The sequence below is a fragment of the Nocardioides maradonensis genome, from assembly GCF_054777115.1.
This window is the reverse complement of sequence record NZ_BAAHAZ010000001.1, coordinates 1-17,559: the sequence shown is the minus strand read 5'-3', so window position 1 is coordinate 17,559 and position 17,559 is coordinate 1. Positions and strand designations below refer to the sequence as shown.

The window sequence follows — 17,559 nt, the reverse complement described above, 5'->3', positions numbered from 1 at the left end:
CTACGGAGGTGGGTCATGGCCCAGGACGTCATCAACGCGCTGTTCTCCGGCGACTCCGAGGAGCTGATCCCTCGGTACGCCGAGGGCATCCGCCGCTTCGTCGACGCCGGCGGTACGCCGCCGGAGCAGCTCGTGGTCGCGCACAGCCCGCAGGGCCTGCACGTGACCCTCGTGTGGGGCGAGGGTGTCAGCCACGAGCTGCTCGGCACGCACATGCGCGGCCTCATCGGCGAGCTCGGGCTGCCGATGCCGAGCGTCGTGCACGGCACGCTCGCGACGACGTCCTGGGAGGACCTGACGGCAGCCGCCGTCTAGCGCCCCATGGCCTCGGCCATCCCGCGGGTGGCCAGCTGGTCGGCGAGCTCGTTGTCGGCGACGCCCGCGTGACCCTTCACCCAGAACCACTCGACCTCGTGCCGCGCGCAGGCGGCGTCCAGGCGCCGCCAGAGGTCCTCGTTCTTGACCGGCTGCTTCGCCGAGGTCCTCCACCCGTTGCGCTTCCACCCGGCGACCCACTGGGTGATCCCGTTGCGCACGTACGTCGAGTCGGTGTGGATCTGCACCACGCACGGCCGGGTCAGCAGCTCGAGCGCCTCGATGGGTGCCGTCAGCTCCATCCGGTTGTTGGTGGTCGACTCGCTCGATCCGCCGTACAGCTCCTTGACGTGGTCGCCGAAGCGCAGCACCGCGCCCCAGCCGCCCGGGCCGGGGTTCGGGGTGCAGCCGCCGTCGGTGTGGATGACGACCGGTGTGCTCATGCGCGCTCCGAGATGAAGGCGACCGCAGTGCTGATGCCGAGGTCGCGCCCGCGCAGGGTGGTGATCCGGCGGCCGGGCTGGACGGCGTCCTTGACCCGGCCGACCCCGTCGCCGAGGAGCGCGGCCGTGGCGTCGATGTTCGCGACGGTGAAGGTGATCCCCCAGATCGACGCCGGCCCCTCGCCGTGCGCGGCGGGGTCGCCCACGACCTCGAGGATGACCTCGCCGAGACGGTAGAAGACCTGGCGTACGGCGCCGCCGCCCAGCTCGCCGTCGCGGTGCCGGCGGGGCTCCAGGCCGATGCCGGCCAGCGCGTCGAGCGTCCGGTCGAGGTCGGGCGTCATCAGCACCAGGTGATCGATCCCGGTCACCCCCGTCGCTGGTTGAGTAGCCCGCAGCGAGGAACGAGCGGAGGGCGTATCGAAACCAGCAGCGAACGTGGCCACCCCGTCGACGTCAGCCACCGCGACACCGCTCAGGCCCCAGCCAACGACGCCCCGCCCGGCCTCGCGGCCGACGAACCGAAGCCTCACCGAGCCGACCTGGCAGATGTCTCCGTCGACCGCGAATCCCGCGTCCCGCCAGGCTTCTGGCGCATCGGCGACCCTCAGGTCGACGACCCGCACGTCCGGACCGGTCATGCGGTGGCGATCGCGACGAGGCGCTTCATCGACGCCTCGAGGTCGCTCTTGATCGTGCGGGCGGCGACCGCACCCATCGGCCCCTTGAGGAGCGGGTGCTTGAAGTCGGCGACCATCGCGACCGCCGTACCGTCGGCGACGTCGGTGAGGTCGAAGGTGAGCGTCACCGCGGTCCCGCCCACACCCTCGCCCACGAGCGCGACGTGGCGCGGCGGGGAGAAGTCCTCGATCACCCAGGCGATGCGGTTGCGGATGCCCTTGGCCTTGATCACGCTCTCGATCCGCTGGCCGGCGGCGAGCTCCTCGGGCAGCTCGCCGCGCCACCCGTCGTGCAGGCTGAGCCAGTCGTCGAAGCGGCTCAGGTCGGACACGGCCGCCCAGGCCTCGTCCGCCGATGCGGGTACGACTCCGGTCACGCGCAGCTGGGCCATGGCCGCACCCTAGAGGAGATAGGTCGTTCGCCCGATGTGTGGCCCGGGCGCAGCCGGCACGCTGGCCGGGTGAGACGAACCCTCCTGCTCGCCTTCGCCACGGTCGCGGACGCCGGCTTCCTGCTCGCCGTCGCCTGGTCCGTCGTGTTCCTGGCCGACCTGCGCCTGCTGACCACCGTCGACGGCCCGGCCCACCTCGGCGCAGCCGACGCAGCACTGGTCGACCTGGCCCTGCTCGGCGCCTTCGCGGTCCACCACTCGGTGATGGCCCGCCCGGCGGCGAAGCGGCTGCTGACCCGCTGCGTGCCCCCGGCGGCCGAGAGGTCGACGTACGTGCTGGGTGCCGACGTGCTGCTCCTCCTCACGCTCGGGCTCTGGCAGCCGATCGCCGGTGACGTCTGGCGCCTCGACGGCCCGTGGCGCGGCCCCGTCCGGGCGGCCTACGTCGGCGGCTGGATCGTCGCGATCGCCTCGACGTTCATGATCGACCACCTCGCGCTGGTCGGTCTCCGCCAGGCCGCGGGACGCGACCGGCCGAGCCGGTTCCAGGTGCGCTGGCTCTACGTGGTGGTCCGACACCCGCTCATGCTGGGGTTGCTGATCGCGTTCTGGGCGACGCCGACGATGACCTGGGGCCACCTGCTGTTCGCGGCCGCGGCGAGCGGGTACATCGCGGTCGGCATCCGGCTCGAGGAGCGCGACCTGCGCCGCGAGCTCCCGGCGTACGCCGACTACGCCCGCACCACTCCGGCCGTCCTCCCACGCCTGCGGAGATCGTGATAGAACACGTTCTACCATGCCGATCACGAACGGACCCCTCACCCAGGTCAGCTGGGTCACCGACGACCTCGACGCGACGGAGCAGCTGCTGTCCGGCCAGCTCGGCGCCGGTGCGTGGACGCGGATCCCGGGTGTCCGGTTCGACCCGGACAGCTGCACCTTCCGCGGCCGACCCTGCGACGCGGTCGCCGACATCTCGATGGCCTACAGCGGCGACCTGCAGCTGGAGCTGATCCGCCCGGTGTCCGGCGAGAGCGTGTGGTCGGAGTTCCTGGCCACGCACGGCCCGGGCCTGCACCACGTCTGCTTCCGCGTGCCCGACCTCCCCGAGGCGGTCGCCGCGGCCGAGGCCGAGGGCATCGAGGTGCTGATGTCCGGCGCCATGGCCGGGCCGATGGAGTTCGCCTACCTCGACGGGTCGGCGTTCGGGGCGCCGTACGTCGAGCTCGCGCGGATCTCGCCGGAGATGGATGCCTTCTTCGCCGCCATCAAGGCCGGCGGATGACACGCGTCCTCGTCACCGGCGCGGGTGAGCGCTCGCTCGGCGAGGCCACGGCGCGGTTGCTGGCCGAGCAGGGCGCCGAAGTCACCGTCACCACGCGGACCGACGCGGCCGCTGCCGCCGCGCGCATCGGGCACGGCGTCGTCGGGCACAACCTCGACCTCGCCTCGCGCGCGTCCGTCGAGGCCTTCGCGCAGTGGTACGCCGACGAGCGCGGCACTCTCGACGTCCTGGTCAACAACGCCGGGATCCACCTGGACCTGCGCTCGCGCTGGAAGGAGCCGCAGCTGGTCGACGGCGAGGAGATCCACTGGCGGGTCAACTACCTCGGCACCTGGCACCTGACCTCGCTGCTGCTGCCGCTGCTCGACGCCTCCCCCGCGCCGCGGGTCGTGGACATCGTCTCGAAGCTGCACCGGCGCGGGAGCAACGCCGCGCTGCTCGCCGGCGTGCAGCCGTACGACTCGTGGGCGGCGTACGGCACCTCCAAGCTCGCGCTCGTCCACCACGCCACCGAGCTCGGCCGCCGGCACCCCCGGATCGCGACGTACGCCGTGCACCCCGGCGAGGTCTACACGCGCATCGCCGACCGCGGGCTGGAGACGAGCCCGGTGCTGGGTGCGCTGCGCAGGCTGGCCGCTCCGCTGGAACGCCGGGCCCTGATGAGCCCCGAGGACGGTGCCCGGACGACGGTGCTCTGCGCGACCGCTCCCGACCTGGCCCCCGGCTACTACCGCAACGGAGCGCCGGCGGAGCCGTCCGCCGATGCGCAGGACGCCACCGCCGCGGCCCGGTTGTGGGACGCCACCGCCGCCTGGCTCGCGAGCGGTCGCCATACTCAGGGGCCATGAGCCTGCTGCGCGAGCGCCGTGACGACGGCGTCGACATCCTCCGCATCGACCGCCCCGACAAGCGAAACGCACTGGACACCGCGACGATCCGGCTGCTCAACGACGCCCTCGCGAACCTGGCCGCCGACCCCGACGTGCGCGCGGTCGTGCTGTCGACGACCTCCACCACCGCGTTCTGCGCGGGCGCCGACGTCGGCGAGGAGCTCACGCCCGAGGGCGGCGTGGAGCGGATGGAGGCCTTCGCCGAGCTGTACCTGCGCGTCGAGCAGGTACCGGTGCCGACCATCGCCGTCTGTGTGGGCAACTGCGTGGGGGCGGGCGCCGAGATCGTGGCGGGCTGCGACCTGCGGGTCGCCGGTGACAACCTCAAGCTGGCCTGGGCCGGGGCGCGGCTCGGCGTGCCCGTCGGTCCGGCCCGGCTGACCACCCTGATCGGGATGTCACAGGCCAAGGAGCTGATCTACACGGGTCGTCCGGTCGGTGCCGAGGAGGCCCTCGCGATGGGCCTCGCCCACCGCAGCGTCCCCGCCGACCTCGCCGAGGAGACCGCGCTGAAGCTGGCCGGCGCGATCACGCGGCAGTCGCCCGCCGGCGTACGCACGCTGAAGGAGATGTTCCGCGACCTCGAGCAGCTGCCCCGGCGCATCGAGCACGAGAACGCGCTGCTCGTGGAGTTCCAGCGAAACGGCGCCGGGCTGCCGCAGGCCCGCTGACCGCGGACGCGCGACGTCGCGTGGGACCATCGGTGCCGTGAACGTCGACGTCGAGGTCTCCACCGTCATCGATCGCCCTCCCGCTGTCGTCGCGACGTACGCCGCCGACCCGGTGAACGCGCCCGAGTGGTACGTCAACATCCGCAGCGTCGAGCTGCACACGCCCGGTCCGGTCACGCTCGGCTCACGGATGGACTTCGTGGCGCACTTCCTGGGCCGCCGGATCGCCTACACCTACGAGGTGGTCGAGCTCGTGCCGGGCGAGCGGATGGTGATGGAGACGGCCGACGGACCGTTCCCGATGCGCACCACCTACACCTGGAGCCCGGACGGCGACGGCACCCGGATGACGCTGCGCAACACCGGCTCGCCGAGCGGGTTCGGCGCCCTGGCCGCACCCGTGATGAGCCGCGCGATGCGCTCGGCGACGACCAAGGACCTGCGCCGGCTCAAGAGCATCCTCGAGGCCCGCTGACATGGCCACCTCTCCCCTCGACCGACTCGGTGACGACGGCCTCGCGTTCCTCGCCGAGCGCGTCATCGGCACCCTCGCGAGCACCCGCGCCGACGGCACGATCCACCTCGCGCCCGTGGGCTTCACCGTCGACCTCGCCACCCGCACCGCCTGGGTCATCACCGACGGCGGCTCGGCGAAGGCCGCCAACCTGCACCGCTCCCCCGTCGCCGCGGTCTCACAGGTCCAGGGCGCGCGCTGGATCAGCCTCGACGGCGTGGCGACGGTCCACGACGACCCCGCGACGGTCGCCGACGCCGTCGCGAGGTACGCCGTGCGCTACAAGCCGCCGCGCCAGAACCCGACCCGCGTGGCCATCTCCGTGGAGATCCGGCGCGTGATGGCGAGCCGTTCCCTGCTGCGCTGACGGACGTCGGACGAGGGATGTCGAGAACGCCGCGCCGGCTCCGTCCCAGGGGTACGAGGGGCCGGACGGGCCCCGACCACCCGAGGAGACGACCATGGCACCGCACGAGATCACCGAGGTCCTGGACCGCCCGCTCAGCCGGGAGCTGCTGACCCGCGACATCCTGCGCATGGCGTACGTCGCCACCGACGGCACGCCGCGCACCATCCCCATCGCCTTCGCCTGGAACGGCACCCAGCTCGTCGTCTGCACGACGAGGAACGCGCCCAAGCTGCCGGCCCTTCGCTGCAACCCGCACGTCGCGCTGACCATCGACACCGAGGTGCACCCGCCGCAGATCCTCCTCATCCGCGGGACGGTCGAGCTCGACGACGTCGACGGCATCCCCGCGGAGTTCCTGGAGATGAACGGCACCTACACGATGACCCCGGAGCAGCGCGTGGAGTGGGAGGCCGAGGTCCGCTCGCTGTACGACGGCATGGTCCGCATCGTCATCACTCCGACCTGGGCCAAGCTCATCGACTTCGAGACCACGCTCCCCAGCGCCGTCGAGGAGCTGGTCCGGCAGCGGGCGGAGCGGGCCGAGCGCGTCAACGCGGCCGAAGCGGGTAGGTGAGCGCCATGCACACCCCCATCTCCGACGACCAGATCCACGAGCTCGCCGCGACCGCGCGGCCCTACAGCCTGGTCCAGCTCCGCTGGGCACCCGGCCGCCACCAGGACGGCGCCGACGCGATCGAGCTCGAGCACCAGCGCCGCATGGTCGGCCTGCGCGCGGACGGCACGATCGCCGTCCTGTGCCCGGTCCTCTCCGACACCCTCGCCGGGGTGGCCGTCATGACGCTCGAGCCGGACGAAGCCGAACGCACGATGGCCGCCGACCCGTGCGTGCAGGCCGGGATGATGACCGTCGAGGTGCTGCCGTGCCTGGGCTTCCCGGGGGACGTCATACGGTGAGAGCGCCCCAGGGCTCTCACCGTATGACGTCCCGGCGACCTCGGGCCGCGCTCAGGACCCGAACCAGGTGAGCGCCCGGCTCATCAGGTCGGCCCGCTGCGCCGCGCTGCCGTAGGCCTCGAACGGGAACGCCAGGAACACGACCTTGTAGGACCCGTCCGCGACGCTGAGCGCGTCAGCCTGCGTGGCGTCGTCGGTGAACGCCGCCGTGGCCGGAGCGATCGGCGTGACCTCGTCCTCGAACGCGGCGTTCAGGACGGTGTGGTCGAGCGGCACGGCACCGATGCCGTCGGTCACCGGGTTGCCCGCGACGCCGTTGACGTCGGCCGTGGCCTTGTCGTTCTGCGCCTCGGTGCCGTTCCAGTCGACGTGCAGGTAGTCGTGGACGAAGTCCGTCGTACCGGCCGCCTGGTCGAGCAGGTCCTGCCCGGACAGGAACAGCCTGCCGCCGCCGTCGAGGAAGGACGTCAGCTCGCTCTCGTACGGCGTGATCGGGCCCGGGTAGGCGTTGCCGGTGAACCACACGACGGTCGAGTGCGCGTTGAGGTACGACGACGGGATGGCCGGGTCGGTCTTGAGGTCCCAGAACCCGTAGCTCACGCCGTCCGCGTCGAGCGCCGCCTTGGAGTAGGTGTCGGAGGGAGCGGCCGGACAACATCGCACTCCGGACCTCGAAACTTGGCTTGGCAAGCCCCACATTCGTGGGTCGTTCTCCGGCGTACGGCGTTCACGCCGGACGTCTTGCGCCACCGACGCGAGCGCCCGGACCCACCCCACCGGGGTCCGGGCGCTCGCGACGTGGTCCACCGGTGGTCGACCGGCGTCAGCCGGCCGTCGAGAAGCCGGCGGAGCAGCGCCACACCACGGGCACGTGGCTGCCGTCCGCTGCGAAGGCCAGGCCGGCGACCTCGTGCTGCGTCTGGTCGACGCCGTGGGTCATGGTGCCGCCGGGGAAGCCCGGGAGGTCCGGCACCGCCTGCAGCAGACCACCACCGGTCCAGACGTAGCCCCGCGTCGTCCCGTCGCCGTAGTAGAGGAACCCAGTGATCCAGCTGCGGTCGATGTTGAGGGCGCGCCCGCCCTGCGCGTCGGCCGGCTCGCCGAGGTCGTGCTCCGCGCTCCCCACCCAGTACACGGGTCGTGTGTCGAAGCTGTCGAGATCGGTGATGTCGTCGCCGACAACCGTGCCGGTGTCGTTCAGCGCGAAGGAGTAGGCCATGTCGCCGGTGGTCTGCAGGATCTGTACGCGACCGGAGGCGGTCTTCGTCATCGGCACGACCTGCACGGTCGAGACGTCGACGGGCTGGTCGCTGCCTGGGTCCGCCGAGAACGGGCTGTGGCCCTGGGCCCGCATCACGTGCGGGTCCGGGAGCGCGGCAAACACCGCGGTGGTCCCGGCATTGTTGATCCCGTCGGCCTCGCTGCCCGCGATCCAGGTGAACACGTTCCCGTCCGGGTCGGTCCAGGTCGTCAGCTGCTGCTCCCCCGGTACGCCGACGGCGTGCGCCTTGTCGTACGGCGGAGCCCAGGTCGTCGCGAGCCAGGTGCCGTTCTGGTCCGCGGCGGCCCCCGCGATCACACCGGAGCGGTTGATCCGTCGCGGGCGGTCGGACCGGCCGCCGGCCAGGTCCGGGAGGTAGCGGAACGCCCCGGTGGTCGTGTCGAGGACGAAGCCCTGCCCGTTGTCCTCGTCGAACCCGACCGCGACGCCGGAGCTGTTGACGTCGAGCAGCTCGCCGGCTGCCGGCAGGTTCGGGGTGTGCCGGACGAACCCGCTCGGTGCCGAGCTGCTGGGCGTCCAGTAGGTCGCGTGCAGCACGTTGTCGGGATCGAGGACCGAGCCGACCAGGACACCGGCATCGTCGATGTCGACGACACCGCCCTGCCAGCCCGCCGGCACCGGCAGGGCGACGGCACCGCACGGCGCGGTCGCCGCTGTCGGCTGGAGCGGGGTGAAGCGGGGGTGGGTCGTGGCGTGCGTCGCCGGTGCGAGGATGAGTGCCGCCGTCGCGAGCACCGCGCACGCCACGACGCGTGTCGAGCTCCTGGCGAGTGGGTTCATGACATCCGTCCTTCGGTCAGGGCGGCGCCGGTCAGCGCCGCCACGGTGCTGTGCGGACCGCGGCGCGGCCGCGTCACGCCGTACATCCCCGGCTCCTGGGCGAGGAGCAGGAAGGCGTCCCAGAACGCCGCCGCCCGCGCCCGCGCAGGTGCGGGGTCGAGCAGCGGACCGTCGATCGCAACCGGCCCGGCGTCGGTGTGCAGCACCACGATCGGGACGGTCGTGGTGCGGTCCAGGGGAAGCCCGCGGCGCTCCGCGGCGGCCCGCATGGAGGCCTCGATCTGCTCGTCGCGCCACGCCTCGTCGGCCCGGTCAGCCAGTGCCCGCGGCATACCGGCGCGCAGGAGGGCCGCGCCGAGGTCCGGCCCGTCCGCGCCCGCCTCCCCGGAGAACAGGAGCCGGGAGAACTCGCCGAGGAACGCTGCTGCCGGGCCGCTGTCGAGGGCCGTGGCGACGCGCATCGCGCGCAGGGCCCACGACCTGGCGAGCACGACCGGAGGCGGGGCGGGCTTGTCGAGCAGGGCGACGCTGAAGAGGCGCAGGTGCACGGTGAGGTCGCGGTCCGCCGCGGCGGCGTACAGCCACTGCGAGGCGGTCCAGCACCAGGGGCAGCTCGGGTCGCTGTAGAGGTCGACGTCCATGCCCTCGAACCTAGGAACCGTCGCCGTTCCGAGCATCCGTCGAATCATTGATCTTTGCCCCGCCCCGGTCCACGATGTGCCACGGAGGCGTCGCCGGTCGGCGGAGGTGCACGTGGCGGATCTGCTCGGCCGGGCCGCGGAGCTCGCGGCGGTCGCCGACGTGCTCGGCTCGGTGGGCGACGGCGCGGTCGCGATCCAGGTGCGTGCCGACGCCGGCATGGGCAAGACGGCGCTGCTCGAGGAGGTCGCGCGACTCGCCGCCGCTCGGGGCTTCCTGGTGCTGCGCGGCGCCGGCGTCGACCTCCCCGGCGTGCGCTCGTACGCCGCCCTGGCCGATCTGCTGGGACAGGCGCTCGACGAGGTCGGCCCGGAGCTGCCGGACCCGTTGCGCGACTCCCTCGAGGTGGCGGTCCTGCGTCGCCGTGCTCCGGAGGCGGACACCGACCCGCACGCCGTCGCCCGCGCCTTCCTGACCGCACTCGGCCTGCTGGCGCGGTCCCGTCCCGTGCTGGTGCTCGTCGACGACGTGCACTGGCTGGACACGGAGACGGCCCGAGTGCTCGCGTTCGCGCTGCCGCGGCTGGGTGGGATGCGCGTCGCGGTTGTCCTCGCCGCCCGCGACGAGCCGTCCCTCGCGCCGGTCGATCTCGCCGGGGCGCTGCGCTCGATGCCCGGCGGGCGCGGCGGTACGACGCTCCGGCTGTCCGCCCTCGACCTGGACCAGGTGGCGCTGCTGGCCGCCTGCGACGACGGGCGACCGCTGTCCCGCGGTGAGCTGCAGCGCGTCCACGAGGCCTCCGGCGGCAACCCGTTGTTCGCCCTCGAGCTGGCCCGGTCCCTGCGGCAGTCGGCCCCCGGCGTACCGATGGGCGTGCCGACCTCCCTGTCCGACCTGATCGGGCGACGCGTGCGCACGCTCCCGGCCGAGGCGACCGCGGTGCTGGCGACGATGGCCCTGACGACGCGGACGGACCGGGCCCTGCTCGGCGCGGCGACCGGCCAGGCGGACGAGGACGTCGACGCCGCGGTGGACCTCGGCATCGACGCCGGTCTGGTCAGCGAGCAGGGTGGCGTCCTCGCGTTCACCCACCCGCTGCTGCGCCTGGCCGTCGCGGGTGCCGCGCCGCCGTCGCTGCTGCGCGCCGCTCACCGCCGGCTCGCCGACCTCGCCGAGGACCCGGAGCAGCGCGCTGCCCACCTCGCCGAGGCGGTGCGCCGGCCGGACGCCGAGGTCGCCGGGCTGGTCGAGGCCGGCGCGGCGCTCGCGCGGCAGCGCGCGGCGCCCGATGTGGCGGCCCGCCTGGGCGAGGCCGCGCTCCGGCTGACCCCGCCGACAGACACCGACGACCTGCGTCGGCGGCACGTCGACACGGCGTACCACCACGTCGCCGCCGGGTCGGTCCCGACCGCGCTCGAGCACCTCGAGGCTGCTCTCACCCTCGCGTCGGAGCGCGAGGACGTCGCCGACCTCCAGTGGCGACGGGCCATGTTCCACTTCCTCCGCGGCGACCTCGACGCGGCCATCGAGGGGCTGCGGCTCGCCCGCGCGACCACCGAGCGGGCGGAGCTCCGTGACGAGCTCACCCGCCGCATCGCCACGATGCTCGGCTGGCAGGGACGCATGCGCGACGCGCTCGAGGAGTACGGCGACGACCTCCACCGCATCTCCGCGACCGACACGCCGGCGGCCGCGATGGCGCTGGCGATCCGCACGACGTACAGCCACGTGCTCGGGCGGCCGCTACCCGCCGACCCTCTCGACCAGGTGCGGCAGAGGCGACGGCTGCACCCGGACCTGCCCTCCCACGACGACCCCGCGGTCATGCTCTGGTTCGCGATCCTGACCACGACCGACGCGCGGTCCGCCGCGAACGTCTTCGAGAGCGCCCGGCTGCGGGCCGAGGAGCAGGGCGACGACCTCGGCATCGCCTGGATCGCGAGCCGGGTGTCCGTGGCGGAGCTGCTCGCCGGCGACTGGGCCCGCGCCGGGGTGAACGCCCGGTCCAGCCTGCTCGCCGCCGAGCGGCTGGGCGGCCCCCCGGCGTTGATCTCGGCGCTGACCGCGGTGGGTGTCCACGCCGCGCTGGCCGGTGACGCGGCCCGCGCCCTCGACGCCGCGGCGCGGCTCGACGGCTACGGGGCGTTCCTGTTCTCAGCACCCCAGGCGGCGGTGATCCGTGGCTACCTGGCCTGGGTGGACGGTGACCTCGACGACGCCGTCTCGTCGTACGAGGAGGCGGAGCGCGAGCTGGGTCCGCTCGGGATCGTCGAGCCGATCACGCCGCTGCTGCGCTGGCTCCGGGCCGACGTGCTCATCGACGCCGGTCGGACCGACGAGGCTGCCGAGGAGGCCGAGCGACTGCTCCGGCTCGGCGACACGACCGGCCACTCGCTCGCCTCCGCGCTCGGCCACCGCGCCCGCGGTCGCCTCGACGAGGACCCCGCCCGCTTCGAGGCGGCGCTCGCCCTGCACGAGGCTCACGGCTGGCCGTTCGAGCGGGCGCTCACCAGCTACCACCACGGCGTGGTCCTCCGTCGGGCGCGACGGGTGCGCGACGCCCGCGCTGCCCTGACCGAGGCCGCCGACACCTTCACCCGGCTCGGCGCCACCGGCTGGGCGCAGCGCGCCGCCGCGGAGATCGCCCGCCTCGGCGGCCGCACCGCTCAGCCCCGCGCGCTGACCCCCTCGGAGTCACAGGTCGCCCGGCTGGCCGTCCGCGGCCTGACCAACCAGGAGATCGCCGACGAGCTGGTCATCAGCGTCCGGACGGTGGCCAGCCACCTGTCCTCGGCGTACGCCAAGCTCGGCACGCGGTCCCGCACCGAGCTCTCGACCCGCCTCGCCCGCGAGGACCCGGAGGCCGATCTCAGACGTTGAAGCGGAACGATTCCGCCCCTTACCGATTGTTCGCGGGCATCGTCGACTAGGAGCCATGGCCGCTCTTGACGTGGGAAAACGTGCTGGCCAGTGCGTTGGGCGCGATCGAATCCAGCCGACCCGGATCGACCTTCTTGCGGACCATCTGCGGACTGCGGCAGGCGATCCGAGCCGCCAATCTGGATCGGATGCCGCCTTGGGCGGTCCTGAAACGGCGCAGGACGAATCCGACAGTCATGGCGTGACTACGAATCCCTCGCCAGGGAACGCGCTGGTTCTTGAGAAGTCACGCGTCCTGCCGGCCGACCGAGGATGACGTCGTCCCGATGGAATGCGAACCAGCGCTTCGCGGGCGTGCAGATCAGGGCACTGGCTCGCCCTGCTGTTTGCGCCCGCTCTCCTGGCCGGTAGCACGTTGTTCGGGAAAACCGAGATTTCTACGGACTGCTGTGCCTAACGTGTGCCGGCACGGCTCGCGAAGCACGAGCCACCTTCCCTTCAGGGGCGCCAGTGCGCAGTTCTCGGATTCTCGGCATCGTCGTTTCAGTGACGGTGGTATTCGGCGCGGCGAACATCGCCGCACCGTCCTATGCGAACCACGCAAGGCCATCCATCGGATCCCGCCACCGCCCGTCACCGCGACGTCACCGCGCCTGGCGACCGAAGACGCTGGCCGAATCGCCGCAGTGGGTGAGCCGGCAGGTCCGCCGCGAACGGCACGCACACAGCATCGACCTCAAGAAGCGTCGCCACCCGACGACGGTGATGACTGCTCAGGCTCGGTTCCAAGGCGGGAAGCGAACGCGACGAGTGACCGCGTCAACACGCGGCACTGGTCGGACCACGACGCGGTTGACCCCGCGGCTCGCCGGAGCAGCGCCGATGACTGCACCAACCGCCCCGTTCACCGAGTGCCCCGCCGTTGGCAATGACACCAGTTGCGGAATCTTGATCGTTCTCACCGACACCAGCATCGTGGTCTACAGCGACCCGAATCAAGGGACTTATGACGGGGCTGACGACACGTTGATCGGCGTGCTCAACCAGTCTTCGTACACGTCGAACGCGCTGGTGTTGGCCGGAAACTCCACCCTCTTCGGGTTCGATGGCGATGGCCTGTGCGATCCTCCCTATCTCTCCTGCACTTGGCCTCACCCCACCGGCTACGAGGGCCCGAACACGGCGTTCTCCCACATTTCAACCGACCAGAGAAGCGGCGAGGTGGACTTCCCTTCCGGCCTGGCCGCCGGCGCATCCACCTACTTCAGTCTCGAGGAAGCTCTGCAGTCGGGCAGCGTCATTGGCCAGACCCTGTCTGCACCCCAAGCAGGAGGAGCACCCAACCCCCGCTCAGGCGCACAGAATTGCTCGACCGCAAAGCCGATCAACTGCGCGACCGGCGACTTCTGGCACACCTTCACTGACCTGACGATTCCCGGCCGTGGTGTCGCGATCGACTTCGAGCGCACGTACAGCTCGATGCTCGCCGGCACCGATTCAGCGTTCGGCTATGGCTGGTCGTCGCCTTACTCAATGGCTCTCACGTTCGATTCCAATGGCGATGCCACCGTCCATCAGGAGAACGGCTCGACCATCGACTTCCAGTGGTCGAATCCCGGCTTCATCGCGGCCCCCAACATCCAGGCCACACTGACGCAGAACTCCGACGGCACCTACACGCTCACCGATCTCCGCGGCGGCATCAAGCACGACTTCACCGCCGCCGGGGTGCTGACCGAGATCGATGACCGGAACGGCGAAAAGACCACCGTCTCTCACGACTCCTCCGGACACCTCTCCGGTGTTACCGACTCGGCAGGCCGCACCGTCACCATCACCACTGATTCGGCCGGCCACATCACTGCCCTGAGCGACCCCTTAGGCCGCACGGTCGGCTACAGCTACGACGCCGCCGGCAACCTGCACAGCGTCACCGACGTGCGCGGCGGGACCTGGTCCTTCACCTACGACAGCGCGCACCAGATGCTGACGATGACCGACCCACGCGGCGGCACCGTCACCAACACCTACGACACCCAGGGACGGGTGACGACCCAGCAAGACGCCATGGGACGCACCACCACGCTTGCCTACACAGGCGATCCGAGCACCACCGCGGGCAGCACCACCACCATCACCGACCCCCGTGGAAAGGTCACCCAAGAGACCTACCAGCACTTCCTGCTCCAGTCGATGACACGCGGCGTAGGTACCAGCGACGCTGCCACCACAGCCTTCACATACGACCCGATAACTCTCCAAGTGGCTTCACGCACCGACGCGAACAACCACACCACGCAGTACTCCTACGACAGCGCCGGCGACCTCACCAACATCACTGATCCACTGGGACGCCAAACCACCAACAGCTACAACAGCTTCGGTGAGCTCACCAGCACCACTGACCCGTCCCTCCACTCCACCACCTACACCTACGACGCCCAGGGCAACCTGCTCGCGACCGCCCGTGCCCTCAACTCGACCACCACGCAGGCCACCCGATTCCAGCACGCCAACGCGGCGCACCCAGGTGACGTCACGACCCTGATCGACCCGACCGGATACGCATGGAACTACGGCTACGACTCGGCAGGCGATCGCACGACCGTCACCGACCCACTCGGCAACGTCACTACCGCGGCCTATGACCAAATCGGCCGATCCACCTCGATGACCGACGCCCGCGGCAAGACCACGCTCCTGGAGGTCGATGCAGCCGGCGAGCTGACCAAGCAGACCAGTCCTGCGGGCGGGGTGACCACCCACACCTATGACGCCAACGGGAACATGACCGCAACAACGGATCCTGACGGCAACACCACTCAAACGGCCTACAACGCCGACGACCAGCCCACCACCATCACTCGCGCCGACGGCACCACAGTGAGCTACGGCTACGACCTGGCGGGCAACCGCACGTCTCGTACCAACGGAGCCGGCAAGACCACGACGTACGCCTACGACGCACTCAACCGGCAGACCTCGACGACGAACCCCCTAGGCAAGGTCACGACCGACACCTACGACGGAGCCGGAAACCGCACGCTAGAAACCGCTGCAACGACCATCACAACCACCTACGGGTACGACAAGGACGACGAGCTGACCTCGGTCCAGTATTCGGGGTACAACCCGCCCAACGTCACCTACAGCTACAACCCCGACGGCACCCGCGCGACGATGACCGACCCAACCGGCACCACCACTTACAGCTACGACAACCTCGGGCGCGTCACCTCGGTCACCAACGGCGCCGGCAAGACGGTCTCCTACAGCTACGACCTCGACAACAGGGTCCTGAACCAGGGATACCTCGCAGCCGGAAACGTGACCCGCGGCTACGACGCAGCCGGAAGGATGACATCCGTCGCTGACCCCTACGGACACACCACGACCTACACCTACGACCCAGCCGGAAACATCACTGCATCGACGCTGCCCAACGGCGTAACCACCGCTACCGGCTATGACGCCAACGGCAACATCAGCAGCATCACCGACACCGGGCCAGGCTCGGCCGGCTCGTTCGCATCGTTCAACTACATCCGCGACCCCAGTGGTCAACTCACCCAAGAAACGTCCACCGGCATGGGGCAGCCCAGCCAGGTCTACACGTACAACCCGCTTAACCAACTGGCGTCCCGCAATGGCAGCAACTACACATACAACGCCGCGGACGACCTGACGCGACTCGCCACCGGCGCGACAGCCACCTACAACGATGCCGATCAAGTCACGACCTACACCGACGCTGGCGGCGCGACAACCAACGCGTCTTACAGCTACAACGGCGAGCGACTCAGTGGTCCCGCGCCCACGGCGGGGACGGAGCAGTACTACTACAACCAGGCGCACCACCTCTCCTCGGTCGACGCACCGAACAGCAACCCGAGCGAATCGACCTACCACCCGCTCACCATCACCCGGATCGTCAACACCACGACCGGCACTGGGACCTGCACACCGAGCCCCTGCGCACGGCTGGGGGCCGGGTCAAGCGTGACTATCCAGGTCGGTGGCAAGGCCGGCATTCCCAGCAGCGGCGTCACGGCCGTCGCGCTCGACATCACCGCTCTCAATGAAGCCGGAACCGGCTACATTCTCGTCAACGCTGCCGGCGCGCCGACACCAAACGGCCGTTCGATGAGCTACACGACGAACCAGGCGCAGACCAACACGGTGATCAGCGGTGTCAGCAGCGACGGCAAGATCACTCTCTACTCCTACCAAGCCACCGACTTCACCGTCGAGGTCAGCGGCTGGTACTCCACCGGCCAAGCAGCCTCCACGTTCACACCCCTCAACGCCAGTCGCATCCTCGACACCCGCAACGGCACCGGAGCCTGCACCCCGAGCCCGTGCGCACGGCTAGCGGGCGGCGCCACCACAACGATCCAATTCGCAGGCAAGGGCGGCATCCCCAGCAACGGGTCGGTGACCGCCGTCGCCTACACCTTGACCGCCTTCAACCCCGGCGGCACCGGATACGCCATCACCTGGCCCTCTGGAGAAGCGCGACCGGCGCCCAGAACGCTCTCGTTCGCATCAGGCGTCAACAGCTCGACGCTCATCGTCACCAAACTGCCGACCAACGGCTCGATCAGTCTCTACAGCAACGTCGCCTCCGACTACGCCATCGACATTGCGGGCGTGTACATGACAGCGAGCGGCGACGGCAGCATCTTCGTGCCCTATGACCCTGCTTCGGACGGTAACCAACGCGTCCTCGACACCCGCAACGGCACAGGCACCTGCACGCCCAGCCCGTGCCCCAAGATCGGGACGTCCACCGCGGTCACCGTCGGGATCGACGGTCACGCCGCGATCCCGCACGACGCCATTGCCGCCGTCATGAACGCGACAGCCTGGACACCCGATGGAGACGGCGGCCTGGAAGCCTGGCCTGACAACTCGTGGTCGTCCAATCTCGGCCGGAACATGTCCTACCAAGCCGGCGTCACAACCTCTACCTCGATACAGGTAGAGATCGGCGATAACGGCAACATCGATCTCAAGGCGCTGACAAGTCCCACGAACCTCACCCTTGACGTCGAAGGCTGGTTCGAGCCCGCCTACCCCGCAACCAGCTACACGTACAACGGTGACGGGCTGCGCGAGACCGTCACCCCGGATCAGACCACTGGCCACACCGGAGCCACGACCTACCAGCAAACCTGGGACATCAACGGACCACTACCCCTTCTCCTAGCCGACGGCACGGATCAGTTCATCTACGGTCCCAACAACACGCCACTAGTGCCGCGTGTCGTAAATAACTAGATGGTTAGTGTTCTGAAATCATGGGGCATGGCCAACCGTCCTGCCCCTGCTCTCGTGCTTCGTGATGGCGATCGGGAGGAGCTCGAACGCTGGACCCGTTCGGACAGGGTCGGCGCTCGTGCGGCGAAGCGTGCGCGGATCGTTTTGCTGGCTGCCGACGGGGAGGCGAACACGCGGATCGCAG

Annotated in this window: 17 protein-coding genes; 11 read left to right on the top strand and 6 right to left on the bottom strand. The window is 70.6% G+C overall.

Annotated elements, in window-relative coordinates; all coding sequences use genetic code 11:
• The first annotated feature begins 15 nt into the window (after positions 1-15).
• On the top strand, positions 16-315 hold the full coding sequence (locus ACYVAQ_RS00085) for a hypothetical protein (RefSeq protein ID WP_460786360.1): 300 nt from the start codon (positions 16-18) through the stop codon (positions 313-315).
• On the opposite strand, the gene rnhA is transcribed toward ACYVAQ_RS00085, so the two are convergent.
• From rnhA to ACYVAQ_RS00070, 3 genes are read right to left on the bottom strand one after another with little or no spacing between them, the layout of a single operon-like run.
• The gene (rnhA, locus tag ACYVAQ_RS00080; RefSeq protein WP_460786359.1) at positions 312-758 is read right to left on the bottom strand and encodes a ribonuclease HI; all 447 of its coding nucleotides are present in this window, start codon (positions 756-758) and stop codon (positions 312-314) included. The two genes, ACYVAQ_RS00085 and rnhA, sit on opposite strands and share 4 nt — an antisense overlap.
• On the bottom strand, positions 755-1,399 hold the full coding sequence (locus ACYVAQ_RS00075) for a hypothetical protein (protein WP_460786358.1): 645 nt from the start codon (positions 1,397-1,399) through the stop codon (positions 755-757). Before ACYVAQ_RS00075 ends, rnhA begins: the two co-directional genes overlap by 4 nt.
• Entirely contained in the window at positions 1,396-1,830 is a 435-nt protein-coding gene (locus ACYVAQ_RS00070) for a type II toxin-antitoxin system Rv0910 family toxin (RefSeq protein WP_460786357.1), read from the bottom strand. Before ACYVAQ_RS00070 ends, ACYVAQ_RS00075 begins: the two co-directional genes overlap by 4 nt.
• 69 nt (positions 1,831-1,899) lie before the next feature.
• On the opposite strand from ACYVAQ_RS00070, the gene ACYVAQ_RS00065 reads away from it, so the two are divergent.
• The 8 genes from ACYVAQ_RS00065 (at position 1,900) to ACYVAQ_RS00030 (ending at position 6,514) form a co-directional block, all read left to right on the top strand.
• On the top strand, positions 1,900-2,610 hold the full coding sequence (locus ACYVAQ_RS00065) for a methyltransferase family protein (RefSeq protein WP_460786356.1): 711 nt from the start codon (positions 1,900-1,902) through the stop codon (positions 2,608-2,610).
• 16 nt (positions 2,611-2,626) lie between these two features.
• Positions 2,627-3,115, top strand: a complete 489-nt coding sequence (locus tag ACYVAQ_RS00060) for a VOC family protein (protein ID WP_460786355.1) — start codon at positions 2,627-2,629, stop codon at positions 3,113-3,115.
• Positions 3,112-3,963 carry an SDR family NAD(P)-dependent oxidoreductase gene (locus ACYVAQ_RS00055; protein ID WP_460786354.1) on the top strand — a complete coding sequence of 284 codons (852 nt, stop codon included), beginning with the start codon at positions 3,112-3,114 and terminating at the stop codon, positions 3,961-3,963. The genes ACYVAQ_RS00060 and ACYVAQ_RS00055 overlap by 4 nt, the downstream gene beginning before the upstream one ends.
• Positions 3,960-4,676, top strand: a complete 717-nt coding sequence (locus ACYVAQ_RS00050) for an enoyl-CoA hydratase/isomerase family protein (protein WP_460786353.1) — start codon at positions 3,960-3,962, stop codon at positions 4,674-4,676. The genes ACYVAQ_RS00055 and ACYVAQ_RS00050 overlap by 4 nt, the downstream gene beginning before the upstream one ends.
• A 37-nt stretch (positions 4,677-4,713) precedes the next feature.
• A complete protein-coding gene (locus ACYVAQ_RS00045) occupies positions 4,714-5,151 on the top strand; it encodes an SRPBCC family protein (protein ID WP_460786352.1) in 438 nt (145 codons plus the stop codon).
• A 1-nt stretch (position 5,152) separates the two neighbouring features.
• Positions 5,153-5,557, top strand: a complete 405-nt coding sequence (locus tag ACYVAQ_RS00040) for a TIGR03618 family F420-dependent PPOX class oxidoreductase (RefSeq protein ID WP_460786351.1) — start codon at positions 5,153-5,155, stop codon at positions 5,555-5,557.
• Between the two features lie 94 nt (positions 5,558-5,651).
• Positions 5,652-6,173, top strand: coding sequence for a pyridoxamine 5'-phosphate oxidase family protein (locus tag ACYVAQ_RS00035; protein ID WP_460786350.1), 522 nt, complete (start codon positions 5,652-5,654; stop codon positions 6,171-6,173).
• A 5-nt stretch (positions 6,174-6,178) separates the two neighbouring features.
• Entirely contained in the window at positions 6,179-6,514 is a 336-nt protein-coding gene (locus ACYVAQ_RS00030; protein ID WP_460786349.1) for a hypothetical protein, read from the top strand.
• 51 nt (positions 6,515-6,565) lie between these two features.
• Here ACYVAQ_RS00030 and ACYVAQ_RS00025 read toward each other — a convergent pair whose 3' ends face one another.
• The 3 genes from ACYVAQ_RS00025 to ACYVAQ_RS00015 all read right to left on the bottom strand — a co-directional run bounded on the left by ACYVAQ_RS00025 (position 6,566) and on the right by ACYVAQ_RS00015 (position 9,217).
• Positions 6,566-7,114, bottom strand: a complete 549-nt coding sequence (locus ACYVAQ_RS00025; RefSeq protein ID WP_460786348.1) for a hypothetical protein — start codon at positions 7,112-7,114, stop codon at positions 6,566-6,568.
• Between the two features lie 223 nt (positions 7,115-7,337).
• Complete coding sequence (locus ACYVAQ_RS00020; RefSeq protein WP_460786347.1) at positions 7,338-8,576, bottom strand: hypothetical protein; 1,239 nt, start codon at positions 8,574-8,576, stop codon at positions 7,338-7,340.
• Positions 8,573-9,217 carry a mycothiol-dependent nitroreductase Rv2466c family protein gene (locus ACYVAQ_RS00015; RefSeq protein WP_460786346.1) on the bottom strand — a complete coding sequence of 215 codons (645 nt, stop codon included), beginning with the start codon at positions 9,215-9,217 and terminating at the stop codon, positions 8,573-8,575. Before ACYVAQ_RS00015 ends, ACYVAQ_RS00020 begins: the two co-directional genes overlap by 4 nt.
• A gap of 112 nt (positions 9,218-9,329) precedes the next feature.
• Here ACYVAQ_RS00015 and ACYVAQ_RS00010 point away from each other — a divergent pair, with 112 nt between their 5' ends.
• Complete coding sequence (locus tag ACYVAQ_RS00010) at positions 9,330-12,095, top strand: ATP-binding protein (protein ID WP_460786345.1); 2,766 nt, start codon at positions 9,330-9,332, stop codon at positions 12,093-12,095.
• Positions 12,096-12,641: 546 nt separating this feature from the next.
• The gene (locus ACYVAQ_RS00005) at positions 12,642-17,375 is read left to right on the top strand and encodes a DUF6531 domain-containing protein (protein WP_460786344.1); all 4,734 of its coding nucleotides are present in this window, start codon (positions 12,642-12,644) and stop codon (positions 17,373-17,375) included.
• Positions 17,376-17,559: the final 184 nt, after the last annotated feature.